The sequence below is a fragment of the uncultured Sphaerotilus sp. genome (assembly GCF_963924895.1).
Taxonomy (GTDB): Bacteria; Pseudomonadota; Gammaproteobacteria; order Burkholderiales; family Burkholderiaceae_C; genus Sphaerotilus.
Window position 1 is genome coordinate 172,467 of the sequence record NZ_CAWURG010000015.1, and the last position, 22,430, is coordinate 194,896.

The 22,430-nt window shown below is 68.3% G+C and carries 18 protein-coding genes; 8 read left to right on the top strand and 10 right to left on the bottom strand.

Annotated features, from left to right (window positions below):
• Positions 1-11 precede the first annotated feature (11 nt).
• Positions 12-833 carry a polyphosphate kinase 2 gene (gene ppk2 / locus AABN02_RS06835; RefSeq protein ID WP_338414167.1) on the bottom strand — a complete coding sequence of 274 codons (822 nt, stop codon included), beginning with the start codon at positions 831-833 and terminating at the stop codon, positions 12-14.
• Between the two features lie 45 nt (positions 834-878).
• The gene (dbpA, locus tag AABN02_RS06840; RefSeq protein ID WP_338414168.1) at positions 879-2,315 is read right to left on the bottom strand and encodes an ATP-dependent RNA helicase DbpA; all 1,437 of its coding nucleotides are present in this window, start codon (positions 2,313-2,315) and stop codon (positions 879-881) included.
• 35 nt (positions 2,316-2,350) lie between these two features.
• On the opposite strand from dbpA, the gene AABN02_RS06845 reads away from it, so the two are divergent.
• Genes AABN02_RS06845 through AABN02_RS06855 form a run of 3 tightly spaced genes read left to right on the top strand, consistent with a single transcriptional unit; the run spans position 2,351 to position 4,354 of the window.
• Positions 2,351-2,944, top strand: coding sequence for a 1-acyl-sn-glycerol-3-phosphate acyltransferase (locus tag AABN02_RS06845; RefSeq protein WP_338414169.1), 594 nt, complete (start codon positions 2,351-2,353; stop codon positions 2,942-2,944).
• Positions 2,931-3,341, top strand: a complete 411-nt coding sequence (locus AABN02_RS06850) for a hypothetical protein (protein WP_338414170.1) — start codon at positions 2,931-2,933, stop codon at positions 3,339-3,341. The genes AABN02_RS06845 and AABN02_RS06850 overlap by 14 nt, the downstream gene beginning before the upstream one ends.
• The gene (locus AABN02_RS06855; protein WP_338414171.1) at positions 3,338-4,354 is read left to right on the top strand and encodes a CapA family protein; all 1,017 of its coding nucleotides are present in this window, start codon (positions 3,338-3,340) and stop codon (positions 4,352-4,354) included. Before AABN02_RS06850 ends, AABN02_RS06855 begins: the two co-directional genes overlap by 4 nt.
• On the opposite strand, the gene minE is transcribed toward AABN02_RS06855, so the two are convergent.
• The 4 genes from minE to AABN02_RS06875 all read right to left on the bottom strand — a co-directional run bounded on the left by minE (position 4,330) and on the right by AABN02_RS06875 (position 8,181).
• Positions 4,330-4,626, bottom strand: coding sequence for a cell division topological specificity factor MinE (gene minE / locus AABN02_RS06860; protein WP_338414172.1), 297 nt, complete (start codon positions 4,624-4,626; stop codon positions 4,330-4,332). The genes AABN02_RS06855 and minE overlap by 25 nt on opposite strands.
• Positions 4,627-4,630: 4 nt before the next feature.
• The gene (gene minD, locus AABN02_RS06865; RefSeq protein WP_338414173.1) at positions 4,631-5,446 is read right to left on the bottom strand and encodes a septum site-determining protein MinD; all 816 of its coding nucleotides are present in this window, start codon (positions 5,444-5,446) and stop codon (positions 4,631-4,633) included.
• Positions 5,447-5,526: 80 nt separating this feature from the next.
• Positions 5,527-6,249: a septum site-determining protein MinC gene (gene minC / locus AABN02_RS06870; protein ID WP_338414174.1), complete on the bottom strand. Its 723-nt coding sequence runs from the start codon at positions 6,247-6,249 to the stop codon at positions 5,527-5,529.
• Between the two features lie 111 nt (positions 6,250-6,360).
• Positions 6,361-8,181 carry an ABC transporter ATP-binding protein gene (locus AABN02_RS06875; protein ID WP_338414175.1) on the bottom strand — a complete coding sequence of 607 codons (1,821 nt, stop codon included), beginning with the start codon at positions 8,179-8,181 and terminating at the stop codon, positions 6,361-6,363.
• 173 nt (positions 8,182-8,354) lie between these two features.
• Between AABN02_RS06875 and AABN02_RS06880 the strand changes: the two genes are divergently transcribed.
• Positions 8,355-9,404 carry a hypothetical protein gene (locus AABN02_RS06880; RefSeq protein ID WP_338414176.1) on the top strand — a complete coding sequence of 350 codons (1,050 nt, stop codon included), beginning with the start codon at positions 8,355-8,357 and terminating at the stop codon, positions 9,402-9,404.
• Positions 9,405-9,433: 29 nt separating this feature from the next.
• Here AABN02_RS06880 and AABN02_RS06885 read toward each other — a convergent pair whose 3' ends face one another.
• Complete coding sequence (locus AABN02_RS06885; protein WP_338414196.1) at positions 9,434-11,746, bottom strand: YgiQ family radical SAM protein; 2,313 nt, start codon at positions 11,744-11,746, stop codon at positions 9,434-9,436.
• A gap of 157 nt (positions 11,747-11,903) precedes the next feature.
• Positions 11,904-12,920, bottom strand: coding sequence for a helix-hairpin-helix domain-containing protein (locus AABN02_RS06890; protein WP_338414177.1), 1,017 nt, complete (start codon positions 12,918-12,920; stop codon positions 11,904-11,906).
• A 401-nt stretch (positions 12,921-13,321) separates the two neighbouring features.
• Between AABN02_RS06890 and AABN02_RS06895 the strand changes: the two genes are divergently transcribed.
• Complete coding sequence (locus AABN02_RS06895) at positions 13,322-13,513, top strand: hypothetical protein (RefSeq protein WP_338414178.1); 192 nt, start codon at positions 13,322-13,324, stop codon at positions 13,511-13,513.
• A gap of 21 nt (positions 13,514-13,534) precedes the next feature.
• Here the strand turns inward: AABN02_RS06895 and AABN02_RS06900 are convergent, their stop codons facing one another.
• A complete protein-coding gene (locus AABN02_RS06900; RefSeq protein ID WP_338414179.1) occupies positions 13,535-14,137 on the bottom strand; it encodes a PEP-CTERM sorting domain-containing protein in 603 nt (200 codons plus the stop codon).
• Between the two features lie 278 nt (positions 14,138-14,415).
• A complete protein-coding gene (locus AABN02_RS06905) occupies positions 14,416-17,142 on the bottom strand; it encodes an EAL domain-containing protein (protein WP_338414180.1) in 2,727 nt (908 codons plus the stop codon).
• Positions 17,143-17,483: 341 nt separating this feature from the next.
• Between AABN02_RS06905 and AABN02_RS06910 the strand changes: the two genes are divergently transcribed.
• Genes AABN02_RS06910 through AABN02_RS06920 form a run of 3 tightly spaced genes read left to right on the top strand, consistent with a single transcriptional unit; the run spans position 17,484 to position 22,401 of the window.
• A complete protein-coding gene (locus AABN02_RS06910) occupies positions 17,484-18,908 on the top strand; it encodes a glycosyltransferase family 2 protein (protein WP_338414181.1) in 1,425 nt (474 codons plus the stop codon).
• A complete protein-coding gene (locus AABN02_RS06915; RefSeq protein ID WP_338414182.1) occupies positions 18,905-20,488 on the top strand; it encodes a hypothetical protein in 1,584 nt (527 codons plus the stop codon). Before AABN02_RS06910 ends, AABN02_RS06915 begins: the two co-directional genes overlap by 4 nt.
• Positions 20,485-22,401, top strand: coding sequence for a polysaccharide deacetylase family protein (locus AABN02_RS06920; RefSeq protein WP_338414183.1), 1,917 nt, complete (start codon positions 20,485-20,487; stop codon positions 22,399-22,401). Before AABN02_RS06915 ends, AABN02_RS06920 begins: the two co-directional genes overlap by 4 nt.
• Positions 22,402-22,430 lie beyond the last annotated feature (29 nt).

Sequence of the window (22,430 nt, forward strand, 5' to 3'; positions counted from 1 at the left end):
GCGTTTTGCGGTCAAAAAGTCGGAATCGGCTTCAGCGGCCCGGTGAACGATTCTCGCGCGGGGGGCCCGGGCAAAGGTTCGAACTCGATGAGCTGTTCCGGCACATCGCAGTCGGGCAGCTGGTCGAGCAGGTGCCGGATCAGCGTCAGCCGGCCGCGGCGCTGGTCGTTGAAGTCCACCAGCGTCCAGGGGGCGGACTTCGTGTGGGTGGCTTCCAGCATCGCGTCGCGGGCTGCGCCGTACTCGCGGTACTTCTGGCGCGCCTTCAGGTCGATCGGCGACAGCTTCCAGCGCTTGAGCGGGTCGCTGCGGCGCTCGGCGAAGCGCGTCTCCTGCTCGGCCTGGTCCACGGTGAGCCAGTACTTGAACAGCAGGATGCCGTCGTCGACCAGTTGCTGCTCGAACACGGGCGCCTGCTTCAGGAAGCGCTGCACCTCGTCCTCGCCGCAGTAGCCCATCACCTTCTCGACGCCGGCGCGGTTGTACCAGCTGCGGTCGAACAGCACGATCTCGCCGGCCGCGGGCAGGTGCGCGGTGTAGCGCTGGAAGTACCACTGCGTGCGCTCGACCTCGGTCGGCTTGGCCAGCGCGACGACACGGCACTGGCGCGGATTCAGGCAGTCGCTGACCGCGCTGATCGCCCCGCCCTTGCCGGCGGTGTCGCGGCCCTCGAAGATCACCAGCACGCGCTTGCCGTGGTGCGCCACCCAGCGGGCCAGGCGGTTGAGTTCCACCTCCATCGGCTCCAGCGCGTCGGCGTAGTCCGACTTGCCGAGGCGTTCGGGGCGTTCGGAGTGGTCCTCCGACTTCTTGCCGTTCTTGTCCTTGCCCATGGTGTGTGCTCCTTGTGTGCGTCCGTCCGTCCGTCCGTCCGTCTGTCAACCGCGTGCAGCCGATTCGGCCAGCACGTCCTTGAGCAGCCGCGCCTTCGCCTTGCGACCCTTGATGTTGCCCTTGCTCAGCCGATCTGCCGCCTGGCGCGCCACCTTGGTGTCCACGGCCACGTAGGTGTGGAAGTCGGTGACGTTGATCTTGCCGATCTGCGCCGACACATAGCCCGCCTCGCCGGTGAGCGCGCCCAGCACGTCGCCGGGGCGGATCTTGTCCTTGCGACCGCCCAGGATCTGGATGGTCTGCATCGGCGGCACCAGCGGCGGCGCCTCCTCGACCTCGGCGTTGAACAGCTCCGCCAGCGGCGACCACACCGTCTCGCGGCCCTGCAGCACCTCGATGCGGCCGACGCGGCCCATCTCGTCCAGGCTGGCGAGGCTGAAGGCCAGGCCCTCCTCGTCCGCCCGGCCCGTCCGCCCGACGCGGTGGATGTGCACCTCGGTGTCGGGCGTGATGTCGACGTTGATGACCGCGCCGAGCTGCGCGATGTCCAGACCGCGTGCGGCCACATCGGTCGCCACCAGCACCGAGGCGCTGCGGTTGGCGAACTGGATCAGCACCTGGTCGCGGTCGCGCTGCTCCAGATCGCCGTGCAGCGCCAGCGCCTCGAAGCCGGACGCCACCAGCACGTCCACCAGATCGCGGCAGCGCTGCTTGGTGTTGCAGAAGGCGATGGCGCTGTCCGGGCGGTACTTCTTCAGCAGCAGCGTCACCGCGTGCAGGCGCTGGTCCTCGGCGATCTCGTACCAGTGCTGGTGGATCTTGCTCGGCGCGTGGACCTCCTTCAGCTTGACCTCCTGCGGCGACCGCATGAACTCGCGGCTCAGGTTGGCGATGCCTTCCGGGTAGGTGGCCGAGAACAGCAGGGTCTGGCGCTGGCGCGGGCACTGGCGGGCAATCGACGCGATGTCGTCGTGGAAGCCCATGTCGAGCATCCGGTCGGCTTCATCGAGCACCAGCGTGTTGAGCACGCCCAGCACCAGGCTGCCGCGCTCCAGGTGGTCGCCGATGCGGCCGGGTGTGCCGACGACGATGTGCGCGCCGTGGGCCAGGCTGTCGATCTGCGGGCGCATGGTCGAGCCGCCGCACAGGGTCAGGATCTTGATGTTGTCCTGCGCGCGGGCCAGCCGGCGGATCTCCTGGGTGACCTGGTCGGCGAGTTCGCGGGTCGGGCACAGGACCATGGCCTGCACGTCCTGGCGCGCGACATCCAGCCGTGCCAGCAGCGCCAGCGCGAAGGCCGCCGTCTTGCCGCTGCCGGTCTTGGCCTGCGCGATCAGGTCGTGGCCGGCGAGCGCGAGCGGCAGGCTGGCGGCCTGGATCGGGGTCATCCGGGTATAGCCGAGCTGCTCCAGATTGGCCAGCATCGCCGGCGAGAGCGGCAGGCGCGAAAAGGAATCGGGGGCGTTCGTAGGTTCTTGCATGGGCGGATTATCCGGTCAGGCGAGAATGCGCCCCCATGCACCGCACCATCTTCGATACACCCGGCGTCAACCGCGTCTTTCGGGCCCTCTCCGCCGCCGTCCTGCGGCTCTCCGGCTGGAAGGTCGAGGGCCAGCTGCCGGCCGATGTCACCAAGTGCGTGGTCATCGCCGCCCCGCACACCAGCAACTGGGACCTGCCCTACACGCTGATGGTGGCCTTCGTGCTGGACCTGCGCGTCTACTGGATGGGCAAGTGGCAGATCTTCCGCCCGCCCTTCGGTGGCCTGATGCGCTGGCTGGGCGGCATCGCGGTGCGGCGGGAAACGTCCAACAACCTCGTGGCCGCGTCGGCGCAGGCGCTGGTCGACGCCGATGGTGCCGTGCAGCTGATCGTGCCGCCCGAGGGCACCCGCAGCAAGGTGCGCTACTGGAAGACCGGCTTCTACTACATCGCGCTGCAGGCCCGGGTGCCGATCGTGCTGGCCTACCTCGACTACCAGCGCAAGGTGGGTGGCGTCGGCCCGGTGTTCCACCCGACCGGCGACATCGAACGCGACATGGTCACCATCAAGGCCTTCTACGCGGGCATCCGCGGGCGCAACGCAGACCAGTTCGATGCGCAGGCCTGAACCCCTCTTCTGCGCGGCGCTGACCGCCGTCGCCCTGCTCCTGCCGCTCGCCGCCAGCGCCGCCGACCGGGTGCGCTGCCACGTCGACTACGGCGGCGAGACCCGCACCATCGAGGCCGGGCCCGTGGCCAGCGCGCTGACGGTCGCACCGGTCGAGGTCGGCTCCTACTTCCGCTTCCGCCTCGTGCTGGAACGCACCCGCGGCCTGCCCGACGACCTCCGCATCGAGACCTTCGCCGACCGCGAGGACGGGCCGGTGCTGATCCACCAGGCCCGCTACGCTGCACCCTTGCACCCCGCAGGACGCCGCGGCGGATTCACCGGATACCAGACCGTCTACGAACCCGTGCGCGACGGCGAGCTGCAGTACTGGTGCGAATGGATCTCCACGAAATGAACCTCCTGCGCCTGCTGACCACCCTGCTGGCACTGACCGTGCTCGCACCTCCCGCGCTGGCGGCCAAGGTCAAGGCCCCTGCGCGCAAACCGGACGAGGTCGTGCGCCTGGTCTTTGCAGGCGACGTCATGCTCGACGACGGCCCGGGCAAGACCATCGCGGCAGGCGGCGATCCGCTGGCCGCCTTCGACGCCGTGCTGCGCGACGCCGACTACACCATCGGCAACCTGGAGTGCCCGATCGCCACCACCGGCCAGCCGATGGACGGCAAGATCTTCACCTTCCGCGCCGACCCGCGGGTGCTGCCGGTGCTGCAGGGGCGGTTTGACGCGCTGGCGGTGTCGAACAACCACTCCGGCGACTACGGCCGCGGCGCCCTCGTGGAAACCATGCAGCGTGTGAAGGCGGCGGGGATCGCGGTCTTCGGCGGTGGAGAGAACCTGCAGGCAGCGCACGCGCCGCTGTGGATCAAGCGCAAGGGCCTGCGCATCGCCGTGCTCGGCTACAACGAGTTCAAGCCGCGGGCCTTCGAGGCGGGCGCCACCTGGCCGGGCATCGCGTGGAGCGACGACCGCGAAGTTGTCGCCGACATCCGGGCCGCGCGGCGGGCAGGCGCCGATGTGGTGATTCCCTTCATGCATTGGGGCTGGGAGAGCGAGCCTGCGCACAGCACCCGCCAGCAGCAACTCGCCCAGCGGATGATCGACGCGGGCGCCGATGCCGTGGTCGGCGGGCATCCCCATGTGACCCAGGGCGCCAACACCTACAAGGGCCGGCCGATCGTCTGGAGTCTGGGGAACTTCGTGTTCGACGGGTTCAGCCAGCCGCCAGGGCGCACTGGCTGGGTGCTGCGCATGACGGTGGACCGCCGCGGCGTGCGTGCGTGGGACACGGTGGAAGCGCAAATGGACGATGCCGGCACGCCCACACCGCGCTGGGACCGCGAGACGCCCTGCGGTCGGCGGGGCGCATCGACGGCCAAGCGCTGTCAGGCACCGCCACCCGAGCGCTGATTGTCGAAGTTGACACGGGGTCCTTCCGGCAACTCGATCTTGACTTCGAGCACCTCGAGGTTGTCGTGCCGCTCCAGATGGACCTTGATGTCGTTCGGGCTGATCGACACGTACTTGGTCACCACGGCCAGCAATTCGCGCTGCAACGCGGGCAGGTAGTCCGGGCTGGCACTGCGCGAGGTGCGCTCGTGGGCCAGGATGATCTGCAGGCGTTCCTTGGCGACCGTCGCGGATTTCTGCTTTTCACCGAGCATGAATGATAGAAACCCCATGGGGTCACCTCGCGCCAAACAACCGCTTGAAGAAACCCGGCTTCACCAGTTCGATGAAACGCATCGGCTTCTCTTCGCCAAGGAACCGCTCCACCACGTCCTTGTAGGCTTCCGCGGCATCCGTCCCGGCCATGTGGATCACCGGCACACCCTGGTTCGACGCCTGCAGCACCACTTCCGATTCCGGGATCACGCCGATCAGCTTGATGCGCAGGATCTCGTGGATGTCCTCGATCGACAGCATCTCGCCGCCCTGCACCCGGCTCGGGTTGTAGCGGGTGATGAGCAGGTGCTCCTTGACGGGCTCGCGGCCTTCGATGGCGCGCAGGGTCTTGGAGCTGAGCATGCCCAGGATGCGGTCCGAGTCCCGCACGGACGAGACTTCCGGGTTCGTCACCACCAGCGCCTCGTCGGCGTAGTGCATCGCCATCATCGCGCCGGTCTCGATGCCGGCCGGCGAATCGCAGACGATGAACTCGAAGCCCATCTCGGCGAGTTCCTGGAACACCCGGCCGACGCCTTCCTTGTTCAGCGCTTCCTTGTCGCGCGTCTGGGAAGCCGCCAGCACGAAGAGGTTCTCGCAGTGCTTGTCCTTGATCAGGGCCTGCTGCAGATGCACTTCGCTGTTGATGACGTTGATGAGGTCATACACCACGCGGCGCTCGCAGCCCATGATGAGGTCGAGATTGCGCAGGCCGACATCGAAATCGATGACAACCGTCTTGTGTCCCCGAAGTGCCAGTCCTGAAGCAAAGCTGGCGCTGGTGGTGGTTTTGCCGACGCCCCCCTTCCCGGAGGTCACCACAATGATCTTGGCCATCCGTCGAGGTCCTTTCTGTTGACTTGTTTGTTATTTGCCGACTTGGGGGAAACACCCATCTGGGAAATGCCGCGCACGCGTCAGGCCTTGATGGGTTCGATGATCAGGGTGTCCCCATCCAGCCGAACCTGGGCAGGTTTTCCGCGCACTTCCTGAGGCAGCGGCGGATCGGTGGTCTGGTATATCCCCGCAATGGAGATCAATTCCGGCTCCAGGCAGGTGCTGAATATCCGCGCATTCACGTCCCCGGTCGCGCCGGCAATTGCCTTGCCACGCAGCGGGGCATAGACATGGATGCTGCCGTCCGCGATCACTTCCGCGCCATGGTTGACCAGCGCGAGGATGACCAGGTCCGAGCCCTTGGCGTAGACCTGCTGTCCGGAGCGCAGCGGCCGGTCGATCACCATGATCGAGGACGCGTGCGACACGACGGGCGGCGCCGCCGCCGACGCCCGCGCGGGCGGAGGCCCTTCCTGTGGTGGCACCTCGCACAGTCCGACCGCCTGCGCGGCGCTCATCTGGGCCGGCGAGCCACCACGAACGGCCACCGGCACCATGCTGTAGCTGCGCAGGAGTTCGACCAGGCCGCGAAAATCGATCTCGCCCGGAGAATCCTGAATGTGCGCCAGATCGATGAGCACCGGATCCTGATTGAAAAACTCGGTCGATGGCCCCAGACGGACCTTGAGTTGTTCCGCCAGTTCCGGCAAGTGGGGAGACTTCACCACCAGAGCGACCAGCGTGAGCGTGGCGCTTTTCAGATCAAACACAGCGGGTGAGTTTCCCGGGGAGGCTAGAGCCATGTGACTTCAATCGACGGCAGGTAATTTGACGAGTGTACCCATTCGATGGCACCGCAATGACGCACCTTGCCACGCAAATGAGAACTGTAGTGGGAATGGGCAATTGAAATATCAAAGAGGTGAATTTTCACCGTTACATTCAGTTTCTTCTTCACCCAGAAACCCGCCGCTCTGCCGCGCCCAGAGCCGCGCATACAAGCCGCCCTGCGCCAGCAGGCTCTGGTGGTCCCCCTGCTCGACGATGTGGCCCTGGTCCAGCACGATGAGCCGGTCCATCGCGGCGATGGTGGACAGGCGGTGGGCGATGGCCACGACCGTCTTGCCCTCCATCAACGTGTACAGGCTGGCCTGGATGGCCGCCTCGACCTCGGAATCGAGCGCGCTGGTGGCCTCGTCGAGCAGCAGGATGGGCGCGTCCTTGAGCATCACGCGGGCGATGGCGATGCGCTGGCGCTGCCCGCCGGAGAGCTTCACCCCACGTTCACCGACATGCGCGTCGTAGCCCTGGCGGCCGGCCGGATCGCTCAGCGTGCGGATGAATTCGGTGGCCTCGGCCCGGGCTGCGGCATCGACCATGGCCTCGTCCCCCGCATCGGGTCGGCCGTAGAGGATGTTGTCGCGCACCGAGCGGTGCAGCAGCGAGGTGTCCTGCGTCACCATGCCGATGTGCTCGCGCAGGCTGTCCTGCGCGACGTGGGCGATGTCCTGGCCGTCGATCACGATGCGTCCCGCCTGCACGTCATAGAAGCGCAGCAGCAGGTTGACGATGGTCGACTTGCCGGCGCCAGAGCGCCCGACCACACCAATCTTTTCGCCCGGGCGGATGCGCAGCTGCAGCCCCTCGATCACCGGGCGGTGCTGGCCGGAGGCGTCGTAGGAGAAGGTGACGTTGTCGAACACGATCTCGCCGCGCGGCACGGCCAGCGGCGGTGCATCCGGCCGGTCGACCACGGTGCGCGGGCGCGCGAGCGTGCCCATGCCGTCCTGCACGGTGCCGATGTGCTCGAACAGCGAGGTCATCTCCCACATCACCCAGTGCGACATGCCGTTCAGGCGCAGCGCCATCGCGGTCGACGCCGCCAGCGCGCCCACGCCGACCTCGCCGCGCATCCACAGCCACAGCGCCACGCCCGCGGTCGACACGATCAGGCCCATGCTCAGCAGGTGGTTGACCACCTCGAAGCCGCTGACCAGGCGCATCTGCCCGTGCACCGTGCCGAGGAACTCGCCCATCGCGCTGCGGGCATAACCAGCTTCGCGCCTGCCGTGCGAGAACAGCTTGACGGTGGCGATGTTGGTGTAAGCGTCCGAGATGCGCCCGGTCATCAGCGAACGCGCGTCCGCCTGCTTCTGCCCGATGCGCGACAGGCGCGGCACGAAGAAGCGCACCGACAGCGCGTACAGCACCAGCCACAGCGCGAACGGCCACAGCAGCCAGAGGTCCAGTCGCCCGGCCAGCGCCGTCATGGTCACGAAGTAGATGACCACGAAGACGAGGATGTCACAGGTGATCATCGCCGTGTCGCGCACCGCCAGGGCCGACTGCATCACCTTCGCCGCCACCCGGCCGGCGAACTCGTCCTGGTAGAAGGACATGCTCTGGCCGAGCATCAGCCGGTGGAAGTTCCAGCGCAGGCGCATCGGGAAGTTGCCGGCCAGCGTCTGGTGCTTGAACATGGTCTGCAGCAGCACCAGCACCGTGCTGCCCATCACCAGCGCGGCCAGCCCGAACAGGCGGCCCCGCTGTTCGGCCCAGAGCTGCTGCGGCGGCGTGCGGCCCAGCCAGTCGACCAGGTCGCCGAGCACCCCGAACAGGTAGGCCTCGAACGCGCCAGTGCCCGCGGTCAGCAGCGCCATGGCCAGGATGTAGGGGCGCACCCCGGCCGTGCAGCTCCACATGAAGTGCAGGAATCCGCGGGGCGGCGTGGACATCTCGGCCGCCGGAAATGGATCGACCAGACGCTCGAATTTCTCTAAAGCGAAAAACACTTCTTGGCTCTCTCTGCAACGTTCAGGGGCGGATTGTGGGGGTTCTGACACCACCATTACCCGGGCCCGACCAGACCACACAGACACTTGCGCCAGACCCGTCCAGACTGCAAGGCATGCACAAACACCACCCACTCCCGACCGCCGCGACACCCGATCTGCCCCGCCGCCAGATGCTGATGGCCCTGGCGGCCATGGGTGCCGGCCCCGCCCTGTGGCCGACCACCGCCGCCGCGCAGGTCGCCCCGGTCTACGGCAACTTCCGCGGCGCCAGCCTGGGCGACAACGCCAACCTGAATGGCGCCGTCGCGTTCCCCGCGGGCCACGCCTTCAACACCGACATCAGCCTGGCCGTGGTCGATCCCGCGTCGGCCTCCATCCTGAGCAGCATTGGCCTGACCGCCAACCTGCGCCCGGACTTCGGCTCGGGCACCTGGGACGGCGGGCCGATCGGCATTCCGTACACCGTCGTCTCGGGCACGCAGGCCAAGGTCGCCATCCGCTTCACCGCCTATGGCAGCGAGAGCGATCCCGGGCCCTACCCGGTGCCCCGCACCGCGCCGATCGAGGGCGGTCCGAACAGCGCCGGCGACCGCCACGTGATCATCATCGACCGCGACAACCAGCGGCTCTACGAACTCCAGCGCGCCTTCCCGCAGGCCGACGGCAGCTGGAATGCCGACTGCGGCGCCGTCTTCGCGCTCGACAGCACGGTGATCCGCCCGGGCGGCAAACCCGGCTGGACCAGCGCCGACGCGGCGGGTCTGCCGATCCTGCCCGGCCTGATCCGCTACGAGGAAGCCAGCAAGGGGGCTGGCGGCATCCGCCATGCGCTGCGTTTCACCGTCTCGAAGACCCGCAAGGCCTATGTGCCGCCGGCCAACCACTGGGCGTCCAGCAACATCAGCACGGCCCTGCCGCCGATGGGGGCGCGCTTCCGGCTCAAGGCGAACTTTGTCATTCCGACCACCTTCAGCAACGAGGCCAAGGCCATCCTGACCGCGCTGAAGACCTACGGCATGTTCGTCGCCGACCATGGCAGCAACTACTACCTCAGCGGCGTGCCCGACGCCCGGTGGAACAACAGCCGACTGATCGCCGAGCTGAAAACCGTCAAGGGCAGCCACTTCGACGTGGTCCAGATGAACGGGCTCGTCAAGGGCTGAACCTAGTCCGCTGGCGCCGATCCGCGGCGTCAGCGGCCCTTCTTGGGCGCCGCCTTCGACCCAGTGACCCGCGGCGGCAGACCGGTGTGCTGGGTCAGGATGCGGCCCGCCCCCGGCACCACGATCTTCGCCTTGCCCGCCGGCTTGGCGACCGAGGTCTTGATGCCCACCGGCGTCGAGTTCTTGCGCCGGGCGCTCTGGTAGCTGCCGTCGGTGGTGGGCTGGTAGGTCGGGATCAGGTGGTGCTTGCCGTTGCCGATCAGGTCGGCGCGGCCCATCTCGCTCAGCGCCTCGCGCAGCAGCGGCCAGTTGTTGGCGTCGTGGTAGCGCAGGAAGGCCTTGTGCAGGCGGCGGCGGCGGTCCCCGCGCACGATGTCGACCTTCTCGGCGCGCCCGGCCTCGCGGCTCAACCCCTTGAGCGGGTTGAAACCGGAGTGGTACATCGCCGTCGCGGTGGCCATCGGGCTGGGGTAGAAGGTCTGCACCTGGTCGGCGCGGAAGCCGTTCTTCTTCAGCCAGACGGCGAGGTTCATCATGTCCTCGTCGCTGGTGCCGGGGTGGGCGGCGATGAAGTACGGGATCAGGAACTGCTTCTTGCCCGCCTCTTCGCTGAACTTCTCGAACAGCTGCTTGAAGCGGTCGTAGGTGCCGATGCCCGGCTTCATCATCTTGGACAGCGGGCCGCCCTCGGTGTGCTCCGGGGCGATCTTCAGGTAGCCGCCGACGTGGTGCGTGACCAGCTCCTTGATGTACTCGGGCGAGCGGATCGCCAGGTCGTAGCGCAGCCCGGAGCCGATCAGGATCTTCTTGACGCCGCGCAGCGCCCGCGCGCGGCGGTACATCTGGATCAGCGGGTCGTGGTCGGTGTTCAGATTCGAGCAGATGCCGGGGTAGACGCAGCTCGGCTTGCGGCAGGCCGCCTCGATCTCCGGCGACTTGCAGCCGATGCGGTACATGTTCGCGGTCGGGCCACCCAGGTCGGAGATGACGCCGGTGAAGCCCTTCACGCGGTCGCGGATGTCCTCGATCTCGCGGATCACCGAGTCCTCGGAGCGGCTCTGGATGATGCGGCCCTCGTGCTCGGTGATCGAGCAGAAGGTGCAGCCGCCGAAGCAGCCACGCATGATGTTGACGCTGAAGCGGATCATTTCCCACGCGGGAATCTTGGTCGTGCCGTCGTGGCCACCCTGCTCGTCGGCGTAGGCCGGGTGCGGGCTGCGGGCGTACGGCAGGTCGAACACCAGGTCCATCTCTTCCGTGGTGAGCGGGATCGGTGGCGGGTTGATCCAGGCGTCGCGCTCGCCGTGGCGCTGCACCAGCGCGCGGGCGTTGCCGGGGTTGGTCTCCAGGTGCAGCACGCGGTTGGCGTGGGCGTAGAGCACCTGGTCGCTCTTGACCTGCTCGTAGGCCGGCAGGCGGATCACGGTGCGCTCGCGCGGCGGCATCTGCAGGCGGCCGGTGGCGCGCGCCGTCGGGATGAAGCGGATCGGCTGCACGCCGCCCTGCGCAGCAGCCCCCGCGTCGCCGCCCTCCTCCTTGGCGCAGGTCGTGCCCTGCTCGGCGGCCTGCTCGGAGGTGGTCTGGTACGGGTTGATGTGCGAGTCGATGCGGCCGGGCAGGTCGACGTCGCTCGAATCCAGTTCGAACCAGCCCTCGGCGCTCGGGTCGTTGGTGCGGCGCATGAAAGCGGTGCCGCGCACATCGGTGATCTGCTCGACCGGCTCGCGCGCGGCCAGGCGGTGGGCGATCTCGACGATGGCGCGCTCGGCGTTGCCGTAGAGCAGCAGATCGGCCTTGGAGTCGACCAGGATCGAGCGGCGGACCTTGTCCTGCCAGTAGTCGTAGTGCGCGATGCGGCGCAGCGAGGCCTCGATGCCGCCGAGCACGATCGGCACGTCGTTCCACGCTTCCCGGCAGCGTTGGGCGTAGACCAGCGAGCTGCGGTCGGGCCGTTTCCCGCCGAGGCCGCCGGGCGTGTAGGCGTCGTCGCTGCGGATCTTGCGGTCCGCGGTGTAGCGGTTGATCATCGAATCCATGTTGCCGGCGGTGACGCCGAAGAACAGGTTCGGTTTGCCGAGCGCCTTGAAGGGGTCGGCGCTCTGCCAGTCGGGCTGGGCGATGATGCCGACGCGGAAGCCCTGCGCCTCCAGCATCCGGCCGATCACGGCCATGCCGAAGCTGGGGTGGTCGACATAGGCGTCGCCGGTCACCAGCACGATGTCGCAGGAATCCCAGCCGAGCTGCTCCATCTCGGCGCGGCTCATCGGCAGGAACTTGGCCACACCAAACCGTTTGGCCCAGTACGGACGGTAGCCGTCCAGGGCTTTGGGCGCGCGGGGCATGGCGGGGGCGGTCAGGGTGGCGGCCAAGGCAGGACTCTCGATGCGTGAAGAAATCAACCCTCGATTGTCTTCGGTCGAGGCCCGCACCGCCAGCACGAAATGAATTCACCTTCCGAACCGGCGGGCACCCGCCACACCGGCCCGCCGCCGCGCGGCCTCAGACGCCGAGGTGGCGGCGCATCCGCGCCAGACGCTTGTCGCCGACACCCTTGATGTCGAGCAGGTCGTCCATCGACGCAAACGGGCGCGCGGCGACCACCGCCTTGGCCAGCGCGCGGTTGAGGCCGTCGATGGCCACGAGCTGCTCTTCGGTCGCTAGGTTGACATTCAGCAGGTGCGAGGGACGGGCCTTGGGCTTGACGACTGGCGCTGGCGCAGGGACCGGAGCCGCCACCTTTGCGGGTGCAGGCTCGGGTGCAGGTGCAGGGGCAGGCACCTCCTCCACGGCCAGCGTCACCACGCGGTGATCGCGTGTCAGCAGTCCGTCCTGCGTCCATTCGCGCAGCATCAGCACGAGCACCGCCGCTGCATCGGCGGGTACGGCCCAGGTTTCGCCCAAGCAGTCGCAGCCCGACTGCCCACCAAGTTGCCCGACGGGGATGGTGCCGAGGCACTGCCCGGCAAAGGTCCCGCCGGTGTAGGCCTCGGCCAGCGCCCACAACTCCAGGCACAGGCTGCCACTCAGGTTGTCCGCCGGACGCGGATTGGTGACGGCGACCGAATCGATCTGCAGTCCGACCACCACTGGGCGGGCCACCAGCGGCCCGTCCACCACCAGTGTCGGCTGCAGGAAGGACTGCGTCATCGCGAAGACGCGGGCGTCCCGCTCCACCACCTGCCCGGCGGCGTCCGGTGCCGACAGCGTCAGCACCATCTGCCAGTCGGCTTGACCGGACGGCACGGCGGCGGGCACCTCGCCCTCGACCAGGACCACGCCGGCGCCGTGCAAGCGGCAGCGGATCTGCGCGACGAGGATGCGCGACGCCGTGTCGGTGGTCTCGGCCGGCTGCGCCCACAGCGCCAGCGACACCTCGGCAGGCCCACCCGCCACCTCCGCCCAGAGCGTGATCTGGTCACCATCCAGGCGATAGCCGTGGGCGCCAGCGATGTGCGGTGCAGCCTCGGCGCTGTCCGTGGCAAGGTCTGAAGAATGGGGGGCGTTCAGGAAGGTCATGTGCAGTGTCGGGCCCGCAGGCGCGCGATGGGCGTGTCAAAGCGCTCAAGGGTAATCCTGAAGCGTGGCAATTTGCATGACATGGCGTGAACGCATCACAAATAAATGAAGCCAAACAGCACCAAACAGGTGCCTATTGATGGCAAAACCAGCCCAATGACGCCGATCGCACAAACAAGGTGCACCCGCCGGGGGAATCCGGCCCATGCGGCGGTGTCCGTGCGCTGCGCACCGCTGGAGCGCGGCGGCGGGGATGCCTTATGCTGCGAGCCACTTTTCGGCATCTCGCGCGAGGCCGGCCAACCGGTCGACACCGCGTTCCGACCACGGATCGCGACGCCGAGACTGCGCCGGGTGATCTGCGGGAGATGCCTCGTCCACGCCACGCTCAGGAGCACGCCATGGCAACACCCAACTATTCCTACGAAAAACGTCAGCGCGAACTCGCCAAGAAGCGGAAGACGGAAGAGAAGCGCAACCGCAAGTCCAATCCCGGTCACAGCGATGGTCACGCCACGAACGATCCTTCAGCGCCGGCCGAAGGCGGCCCGCCTCCGCAAGCCGGAACGGGCGAGTCCGTCAACGCTGGCTGAGTGCTGACCGGCGTTGTCCGGTCAACCCTTTCGACCGGCCTTGCGCCGGCCGAACAGCACCATGCCCAGTCCGGACAACAGCATCAGGCCTTGCGCAGGCTCCGGCACCGGCGTGACGACATCACCGATGTGCAGCACCTGGGTCACATCCCAGCCCAGTGCAGCCAGACGGGCCTCTGCGCAGTAGCCGTCGCTGAACGTCAGCATCACCGAGGCGTAGCGCAGTGACGCGCCGCCGAAATCCAGATTCTGGCTGTCGACCTGACCGGTCGAGGCATGCACGATGCGGTCCAGATCCAGTCCACCGAAGGTCCAGACGGACTGGCTCGCCAGCTGCAGCCCGTTCCAGACCTGCGTCGAGTAGTGGGTGCTGCTGCCGGCCAGACGGTCCGCGTGGCGCCCGTCGCTCAGGTAGTCTTCCCATACACCGACACCGTCCTCCGGCGCACCCATCGAATAGGTAACTCCTGTCACCGATATCCCGGCGTCGGACTGGTTCATCACCTCGCCGGCCTGCAGATACCAGTCCCCGTCCAGCGTGACCGTCGCTGCGTACAGCGTCTGAGCCTGCCCCGCCCCCGAGATCGAAGCGGCGATTAATGCCGCGATCAATTTGTTGTTCATACCAGTTCCCGTGTTTACCCAAGGCTGCGTGGCTCAGCCCTTGAGCTATTTATGGTTGAAAATCAGTGTCTGCCACTGGTTCCAACCGTAACGGGATCGCACGGCATTCTTTCATCCGCTCACCCCTTGAACGCGGGGATCGCCGCGGACGGAACGCCCGCAATGACTGACTAATTCACGGCCGTAACCCCCTGTTTCGCGGGGTTTCCGACCTGTTTCATCGTGTATTCATTCATTTCAAGGCCGCGCAGGCTTGATGCGCGATCAGCCCCGCTGGCTCACACCTTCAGCCACTGATCGCGCAGACGGCGCATGAATTCAGGGGCCGGGAGCGGTTTCCCCAGCAGAAATCCCTGTGCCACATCGCACTGCTGCTGGGCCAGAAAGTCGAGCTGCTCCTGGGTCTCCACTCCTTCGGCGACGAGGCCGACTTCCAGGCTCCTGGCCATGGAAATCATCGCCGTCACCAGGCGCGAGCTGCCGGCATCGTGCGGCACGTTGACCAGGAAGGAGCGGTCGATCTTGAACCGCTGCACCGGCAGGTCGCGCAGGTAGGACAGGCTGGAATAGCCCACCCCGAAATCGTCGATCGACACGCCCACGCCCAGATCGGCCAGCCGGTTCAGCAGGCCACGGGCCTGCACGGCGTCGGTCACGGCGGAACTCTCGGTGATCTCCAGCTCCAGCAGCGCGGCCGGCAGCGCATGCCGCGCCAGCGACTCCTGGACGGCACTGACGATGTCGTCGTCCACCATCTGCCGGCTCGCCAGGTTCACGGCCACGGACAGGGGACGTCCGGCCACCGCCTGCCAGGTGCGCGCGTGGCGGCAGGCCTCGTCGAGCACCCAGCGGCCGATCGGCACGATCAATCCCGACTCCTCGGCCATGGGGATGAACTCGGCCGGCGAGACCATGCCCTGGCTGTGGTGGTTCCAGCGCAGCAGGGCTTCGGCGCCGACCAGCGCCCGGGTCCGGCAGTCGAACTGGGGCTGGAAGTACAGCTCCAGCTCCTGGCGCTCCAGCGCGCGGTGCAGGTCGACTTCGAGCTGGAGCTGCGCGGGCGAGATCTGGCGGTCCTCGCGGTGGTGGACATGCAACTGGCTGCGACCGGCGTTCTTGGCGACGTACATGGCCGAGTCGGCCTGGCTCATCAGGGCGACGCCGTCGACGTCGTGCAGGTCTTCTCCGGCGCCGATGCTGGTGATGCCGATGCTGCCGCTCACCCGCAGCCGGTGGCCATCGACCTCCAGCGGCTCGGACAGCAGCCGCAGGATGCGGCGGGCGTGTTCCTCGATGTGCGCCGGGGCGTCCGGCTCGACCAGCATCACCGCGAACTCGTCGCCACCGAGGCGTGCCAGCACGGTCTCGTCGTCCAGCGCCCCGCGCAGGCGTGCAGCGATCTCGAGCAGCACCCGGTCGCCGACCAGGTGCCCCAGCGTCTCGTTGATCTTCTTGAACCGGTCCAGGTCGATGATCATCATGGCCAGCGGCACCGGGGTCCCCTGGGCTGCACGGGCACGCAGTTCGGTCAGCGCCTGCACCAGGCGCTTCTGGAAGGCCTCCCGGTTGATCAGACCGGTGAGCGCGTCGTGCTGGGCCAGCTTGCGCATCGCCGCCGCCGCGCGCTGGCTGGCGCCCTGGTCGCGCAGCAGGCCCAGCCACTCCCCACCCGGCACCGCAGAGACCAGCGGACGGCAGGCGAGCGACAGCGGAAACATGGACGTGTCCCCACGGAGCGCCTGCAACTCGATGCGGACATCGCCCGTGCCTGCAGCCGCATCGCCCAGTCCGTGCAGGTAGTCCCGCAGGGCGGGCCGGTCCGCCGGATCGATCAGCTCGGACAGCAGCAGCCCGCAGAGCACCCGGCGCTGGAACATGCCATGCGCGGCGGGGTTGGCGGCCAGCACGCGGCCGTCGGCGTCGAAGGTGATGATGCCTTCGTTGCTCTGGTCGATCACCCCGCGCAGACGGGCCCCGTCGAATGCGGCCTGCCGGTCCATGGCGTGCACGAGCGCGGCGGAACGGTCTGCCCGGCGCTGCATCTGGTGCAGCGTCATCGCCAGCACCAGCGTGCCCAGCGCGCCGGACAGCAGCACCAGCAGCGCCTCGGACCGCAGCAGGTACAGGACCGGCTCCTGGCGCAGGGACAGCATCCACAGCCGCTGCCCCACCTCGATCACATAGCGCCGGTCCAGCGCCGGTCCGCGCAGGGCATCAAGCCACCTCAGCGCCGCCAGGGGGCCATGGCCCCCTCTTTCGAACATGACGATCTCCGGCTGTCCGGAGACACCTTCGGTCGTCCCGATGTCGCTGAGCTTCACCCGGTAGGGCAGCGTGACCCCTTCGGGCATCACATTGGCAATCAGGCGGCCCAGATCGACAGAGACATTCACCTGGCCCAGGTAGCGCGCACGCCGCAGCGCGACCGCACCAGGATCGCCCCCGCCACCCGTCTGCCGGTAGACCGGCACACCGATGTCGATGCCCTCGAATCCTTCGGGCAGCCGGTGTGGTGGCGTCAACGTGCTGACATTGTTATCGCGCGCCAGTTCGATCCACTGGGCGCGGTCGGCATCGACCAGGGGATCGGCGTGCGTGTCGCTGTCCACCGGCTGGCGATAGACCGTCGAGAGCCGGCGGCTCGCAGCGTCCCAATGGTCCAGGTGCACGGAGACCACCTCCGGCAGGTTTTGGCGCACCTGCAGGATGTCGTAATGGGTCCCGAACTCGGCGCGCGACACCTCGTCGCTGGACAGGAACAGGCCCTGGAAACTGCGGGCCACGTCGACCAGGCGCTTCACATGGCGGTCGAACAGCAGCTCCCGCGCCTCTCCGAACGCAGTGAAGCGCACCTGCGCGTCCTGCGCCAGGCGGCCCGCCACCATGTTCCAGGCCACCAGCGTGACCAGGCATCCCAGCACGACCAGCCCGCGCGCCAGCCACCGGCTCGTCCGGGCGTCGCTGGGTAGGCCATACCCCTCCTGTCTGGCTGCTCTGTCGATCAAGTGCTTGTGCTTCCGCTTCTAAACCCCGTGGTACCGAGACATCGGCAGTGTCGGTGAAACCTGAAGTCCGGGCGTCCTCGATTTCGCGGTCGCTCCAGCGCGTCTTTCATCACCCTCCTCGACGGCATCCGCGATTGTCAATCTGGCCCGCGGGCCCACCAGGCTGGCGGGTGTGTGCATTTTTCGCCTGCGGGAGGAGGCATCTCCCACACGAACCAGACCTTAAGAGGGGGTCTAAATCACACAAAAAGTCACACACTTCCGGTTATTCTTACAAATAGACACCTAAAGAACAACTAGATACACCCGGTTGTCCCCCTACCGACCTCCCCGAACTGCACATGCTGCACACCCACTCTCGCTGTTTCCTCCCCCTGTTCCGATGTGGTTCGATCGGCACGGGCCTGTTGCTGTCGGCCACGGGCCTCCAGGCCGCGGAGCGCGCGCCGATGCTGAGCGTGTCGCTGGAGAGTCCGCTCGGCCCCGCCTGGGCCTGGACCCTGGTGGTGGTGATGATGACCATCGTCGTGCTGCTGGCGGCCTACACCTTCCGCCACTACTGGTTCTCGCTGAACCGGCTCTTCGGCGACCAGCGCCACCCCTACGCCAGCATCGTCAGCGCCGACTGGCCACGCGTGACCATCTTCGTGGCCGCGCACAACGAGGAGGCGGTGATCGAGGACTGCCTGGTCAACCTGATGAGCGTGGACTACCCCGCCGACCGCATGCTGGTGGTGCCGGTGAATGACCGCTCGAAGGACCGCACCCGGGAAATCATCGACGACGTCGTCACCCGTTACCCGGGGCGCATCCGGCCCTTCCACCGCACGGACGGCAAGGCGGGCAAGGCCGCGGCGCTGAAGGATGCGACCGAGACGGTGGACACCGACTTCATCATCGTCTTCGACGCGGACTACCTGCCCTCGCGCGGCCTGATCCGCCGGCTGATGGCACCCTTCTTCGACCCGGAGGTGGGCGCGGTGATGGGCCGGGTGGTCCCGCAGAACTGTGGCGCCAACCTGCTGACCCGCCTGCTCGACCTGGAGCGCTCCGGCGGCTACCAGGTGGACCAGCAGGCGCGCATGAACCTGGGGCTGGTGCCGCAGTACGGCGGCACGGTGGGCGGCATCCGGCTGTCGGCACTGCATTCGGTCGGCGGCTGGCACGACGACGTGCTGGCCGAGGACACCGACCTCACCTACCGCCTGCTGCTGGGCAGCTGGAAAACGATCTACCAGAACCGCGCCGAGTGCTACGAGGAGGTGCCGCAGAACTGGTCCGTGCGCACGCGCCAGATCAAGCGCTGGGCCAAGGGCCACAACCAGGCCATGTGGCGCCACACCATCGCGCTGCTGCGCCAGTCGGACCTGAGCTGGCGCGAGCGCATCGACGGCGCGCTGCTGCTGGGCGTCTACATCATGGCGCCGGTGCTGATCATCGGCTGGGTGGTGAGCCTGCTGCTGTACTTCACGGTGTCGGTGCAGTGGATCGCGCCGGCGCTGATGCTGATGGCCTTCATGACACACGGCGCCCTGGGCAACTTCGCCGCGTTCTTCGAAATCGCCGCGGCAACCCACATGGACCGCTCGCACAACCGCATCCGGCTGCTGGCGTTCAACTGGCTGGGCTTCATCGTCAGCGCGGTGGCCATCGCCCGCGGCGCGCTGGAGCAGATGGTGCTCGACCGCATCGGCGCGCCCAAGTTCCAGTGGGACAAGACCATCCGCTACCGGACTGCGGCACCGAAGCCGGGAGCCCAGGCATGAAGGCCGCCCTGCTGCTGATCGCGCTCACCCTGCTCGCCATGCTGCTGCCGCTGGTGCCGGCGTTCCGCGAATGGCGCAAGCCGACGGACGTGACGCCGCTGCCCATCGACGAGACCGACGCGCTGGAACCCGAGTACCTCGCCCGCCGCTTCACCGGCCTGATCGGGCCGGCGCTGGAGAAAGGCCTGATCGAGCTGGGCGGTGTGCCACTGGTCCACCTGCCCGCCAACGCCATCCATGCGCCCTGGCCGCTCAACGCCCAGGAGATCCGCACCGGGCGCACCCGGCGCATCTGGCACACCGACGGCGACTGCGTGCTGCCCGAGCGGCTGCACTGCCTGGCGGAGATGTCCGCCCGCGGGGCCATGCGCTCCGCCGCCGGACACACCTACCGCGCCCTGCTGAGCGAAGCGCAGCTGACGCTGACGCCGCGCAGCCGGATCATCCGCTGGGCCCACGCCCGCAGCATGGCCATCGGCGACCACTGCCAGCTGCCCGCCCGCATCAGCGCCACCCAGGTGCTGATGGTCGGGCGCGAGGTGAGCTTCTCGCTGCTGCACGCGCCCGCCATCCGCTTCACCGGCCAGGTGCCGGCCGACTGGATGATTCCGCCGGACGGCCGCTGGTCGATCGGCGCGTCGGAAGGCGTGCTGTGGGACGCGGTCACCGGCACCGGCCGGGTGCCGGGGCTGCTGCACGTGCCGCCGCTGCGCCGCTGGCGCGGTGACCTCAACGCCGACAGCCACCTCTCGCTCGGCGAAGGCTGCGAGGCCGAAGGCAGCCTCCGCGCCGGCTCGCTGAACATCGGCGCTGGCTGCCGCATCCACGGCGGGCTGGTCGCGCCGGGAGAAATCTATCTGGCGGCGGGGGCGGAGGTGCGGTCCTCGATCGTGTCCGAGACGCTGGTCGTGCTCGGTGCCGGCTGCGTGGTCGGCGTGCCCGGCGCGCATGCGACCGTGCGCGCGCCGCGGGTCGAGATCGGCAAGGGGGTCGTGGTGCACGGCACGGTCTGGTCCGGCCAGCGCCTGCTCACCATTGGCGGCCCGCAGGACGAGGACCTCGACCCGATGGACGAGTCCGGCCTGGGTGCCGCGGTGCGCTGGAACGAGGTCTCCGGCCGCGGTCTGGCGAACGAGGATCTGAAGATCCCGCCGCTGCGCCAATGGGGCGGGGACCTGGTCTGCCAGGGCGATCTGGAACTGGGCGCGCGCTGCCATGCCCGCGGCAGCCTGAAGGCCTACGGCGATCTGGGCCTGGGCGCCGGCGTGCAGGTGGACGGCAGCGTGGTCGCGCAAGGCGATGTGCTGGTCGGTGCCGGCAGCACGGTGGGCGGCTCGGTGATGTCGGAAACGGCGGTCGTGCTCGGCCCGGGCTGCACCATCGGCACACCCGAGCGGCACGCCACGGTCTGCGCGCCGCGCATCGAGATCGCGCTGGGGGTCGTCGTGCACGGCACCGTCTGGGCGGGCGCCAGCGGCGACGCGGTGGGCTCGCTGCAGATCGGCGCCGACGTCGATCTCGACGAGCATCTCGCCGATCTGCCGCACCTGCCGGCGCTGCCGGGGAGGGCTGCCGCATGAGCGCCGGTCTGTTCACCCGCCTCGCCGGATCGTGGCGCCAGGGGCTGATGGCACTGGTGCTGATCGGCGCCGCTGCCGGCACCTGGTGGCAGGTCCACAGCGACCGGCTGCCCGACAACGTGCAGAAGATCATCCTGCTGCTGCCGGACGCCGATCTGAACGACCCTGTCCAGGTCCAGGCCTGGCAGGACGCCGCCGGGGAACTCGGCATCAACCTCGACACCGAGACCGCCTCGCAGGTGATGCGCAGCGGTCGCCAGGCCCAGGGCACTGCCTACATCCTGCCCGACACCCTGCACCGCCGCATGAGCGACGTGCTGATCGGCAACCTGCGCGAGCGGGTGCGGGCCGGCGACACGCTGATGCTGGTGCACGACGCCGGGCTGTCGGACATCGACGGGCGCTACCGCGAGGAACGCTCGCGGCTGTCGGACCTCGCGGGCGTGGGCTACGGGCTGTATGGCGAGCTGAAGACCGGGATGCTGCGCGACGCGCCAGCCTGGGTGGTGCCCGATCAGGTGCAGGCGCTGGGCATTCCGCCCGGCAAGCTGGTGCGCGGCGCCGAAGGCCGTCCGCAGACCAGCGCGCAGCCGGCACCCGGCCCGGACGAGCCGCTGTCGATCGCCGGCTATGTCTATGGCGAGCTGAAGTACCCGACCTTCATCACCCGCGGCAACTACGACGGCACCCGGCTGATGAACGCCCCCGACGGCAGCCTGGTGGCCGGGCTGCACCGCTTCGGCGCCGGGCAGGTGCTCTTCGTCAACCTGCCGCTGACGCAGCTCAAGGTGCGCACGGACGGCCTGCTGCTGCACAGCTTCCTGCAGTACTTCGCCGAGCGCGTGGTGGGGGCACCGCAGCTCTCGCCCATGCCGCAGGGCCGCGGCGCCGTGGTGATGAACTGGCACATCGACGACCGCAAGGCGCTGCCCGCGCTGGAGCGGGCGGCCGAGATGGGCGCGTTCAAGCAAGGCCCCTACTCGATCCACTTCACCGCCGGCCCGGACGTCAACGAGGAAGGCGACGGCAAGGGCATGGACCTGGCCAACAACGTCCAGGCAAAGGACTGGGTGCGCCGCCTGGGCACGGCCGGCCACGAGATCGGCAGCCACGGCGGCTGGATCCACAACTGGTTCGGCTCGCGGGCCGACAAGCTCGACCGCGAGGTGGTCGCCTCGCTGATCGAGCGCAACTCGGCGCTGCTGCTCGAGGTCGGCGGCCGGCCGGTGCGCGAGTACTCGGCCCCGGTGGGCAACCACCCGGCCTGGATCACGGCCTGGCTGCGCAAGCGCGACATCCGCTCCTACTACTTCACCGGCAACACCGGCATGGCGCCGACCCGCAGCTACCAGGACGGCGTGCGGCCGCTGCCGGACATCTGGTCCTACCCGGTGCTGAACTTCGGCGTCTATGCCTCGTTCGAGGAAGCCAAGGCCGACCAGATGCCGGAGATCGAGGTCGCCGCCTGGCTGACCGACGTGAACCGCTTCTGCGCCGACCACCGGACGGTGCGGCTGGTGTATTTCCACCCGTTCGGGCTGGTGATGTACCCGCAGGCCTTCCAGCGCTGGCTGGACAACGGCAAGGAACTCGCCGACCAGGGCCGCCTGCGCTGGATGACGATGGCCCAGTACAGCGCCTTCGCCAACCAGCGCCTGCGTGTGCGCTGGACGGTCACGGACTCCAGCCAGAGCGCCAGCCAGCCCAGCCAGCAACTTGAAGCCCACCACCCCGAGTCGCTCGACGGCATGACCTGGCTGCTGCCGCGCAGCCGCTACGCCCAGCCGACGGTCAGCAGCGGCGCGGCCGTGGTCGACGAGGTCGACGGCCAGTGGCGCGTCGTCGCCGGCCCCGGCACGGGACTGCGCCTGCACCTGCCCCTGGAGCCTCGCAGCCCCCGATCGCCCTCCTGACCACCCATTTCACGACCTGCACCCGAGCA

Coding starts and splice junctions, on each gene's coding strand:
- AABN02_RS06920 (WP_338414183.1), top strand. CDS start 20,485: ATGAGCGCCGGTCTGTTCACCCGCCTCGCCGGATCGTGGCGCCAGGGG.
- AABN02_RS06875 (WP_338414175.1), bottom strand. CDS start 8,181: ATGTCCACGCCGCCCCGCGGATTCCTGCACTTCATGTGGAGCTGCACG.
- AABN02_RS06880 (WP_338414176.1), top strand. CDS start 8,355: ATGCACAAACACCACCCACTCCCGACCGCCGCGACACCCGATCTGCCC.
- AABN02_RS06915 (WP_338414182.1), top strand. CDS start 18,905: ATGAAGGCCGCCCTGCTGCTGATCGCGCTCACCCTGCTCGCCATGCTG.
- minD (WP_338414173.1), bottom strand. CDS start 5,446: ATGGCCAAGATCATTGTGGTGACCTCCGGGAAGGGGGGCGTCGGCAAA.
- minC (WP_338414174.1), bottom strand. CDS start 6,249: ATGGCTCTAGCCTCCCCGGGAAACTCACCCGCTGTGTTTGATCTGAAA.
- AABN02_RS06850 (WP_338414170.1), top strand. CDS start 2,931: ATGCGCAGGCCTGAACCCCTCTTCTGCGCGGCGCTGACCGCCGTCGCC.
- AABN02_RS06890 (WP_338414177.1), bottom strand. CDS start 12,920: ATGACCTTCCTGAACGCCCCCCATTCTTCAGACCTTGCCACGGACAGC.
- dbpA (WP_338414168.1), bottom strand. CDS start 2,315: ATGCAAGAACCTACGAACGCCCCCGATTCCTTTTCGCGCCTGCCGCTC.
- minE (WP_338414172.1), bottom strand. CDS start 4,626: ATGGGGTTTCTATCATTCATGCTCGGTGAAAAGCAGAAATCCGCGACG.
- AABN02_RS06855 (WP_338414171.1), top strand. CDS start 3,338: ATGAACCTCCTGCGCCTGCTGACCACCCTGCTGGCACTGACCGTGCTC.
- AABN02_RS06900 (WP_338414179.1), bottom strand. CDS start 14,137: ATGAACAACAAATTGATCGCGGCATTAATCGCCGCTTCGATCTCGGGG.
- AABN02_RS06845 (WP_338414169.1), top strand. CDS start 2,351: ATGCACCGCACCATCTTCGATACACCCGGCGTCAACCGCGTCTTTCGG.
- AABN02_RS06885 (WP_338414196.1), bottom strand. CDS start 11,746: ATGCCCCGCGCGCCCAAAGCCCTGGACGGCTACCGTCCGTACTGGGCC.
- AABN02_RS06895 (WP_338414178.1), top strand. CDS start 13,322: ATGGCAACACCCAACTATTCCTACGAAAAACGTCAGCGCGAACTCGCC.
- AABN02_RS06910 (WP_338414181.1), top strand. CDS start 17,484: ATGCTGCACACCCACTCTCGCTGTTTCCTCCCCCTGTTCCGATGTGGT.
- ppk2 (WP_338414167.1), bottom strand. CDS start 833: ATGGGCAAGGACAAGAACGGCAAGAAGTCGGAGGACCACTCCGAACGC.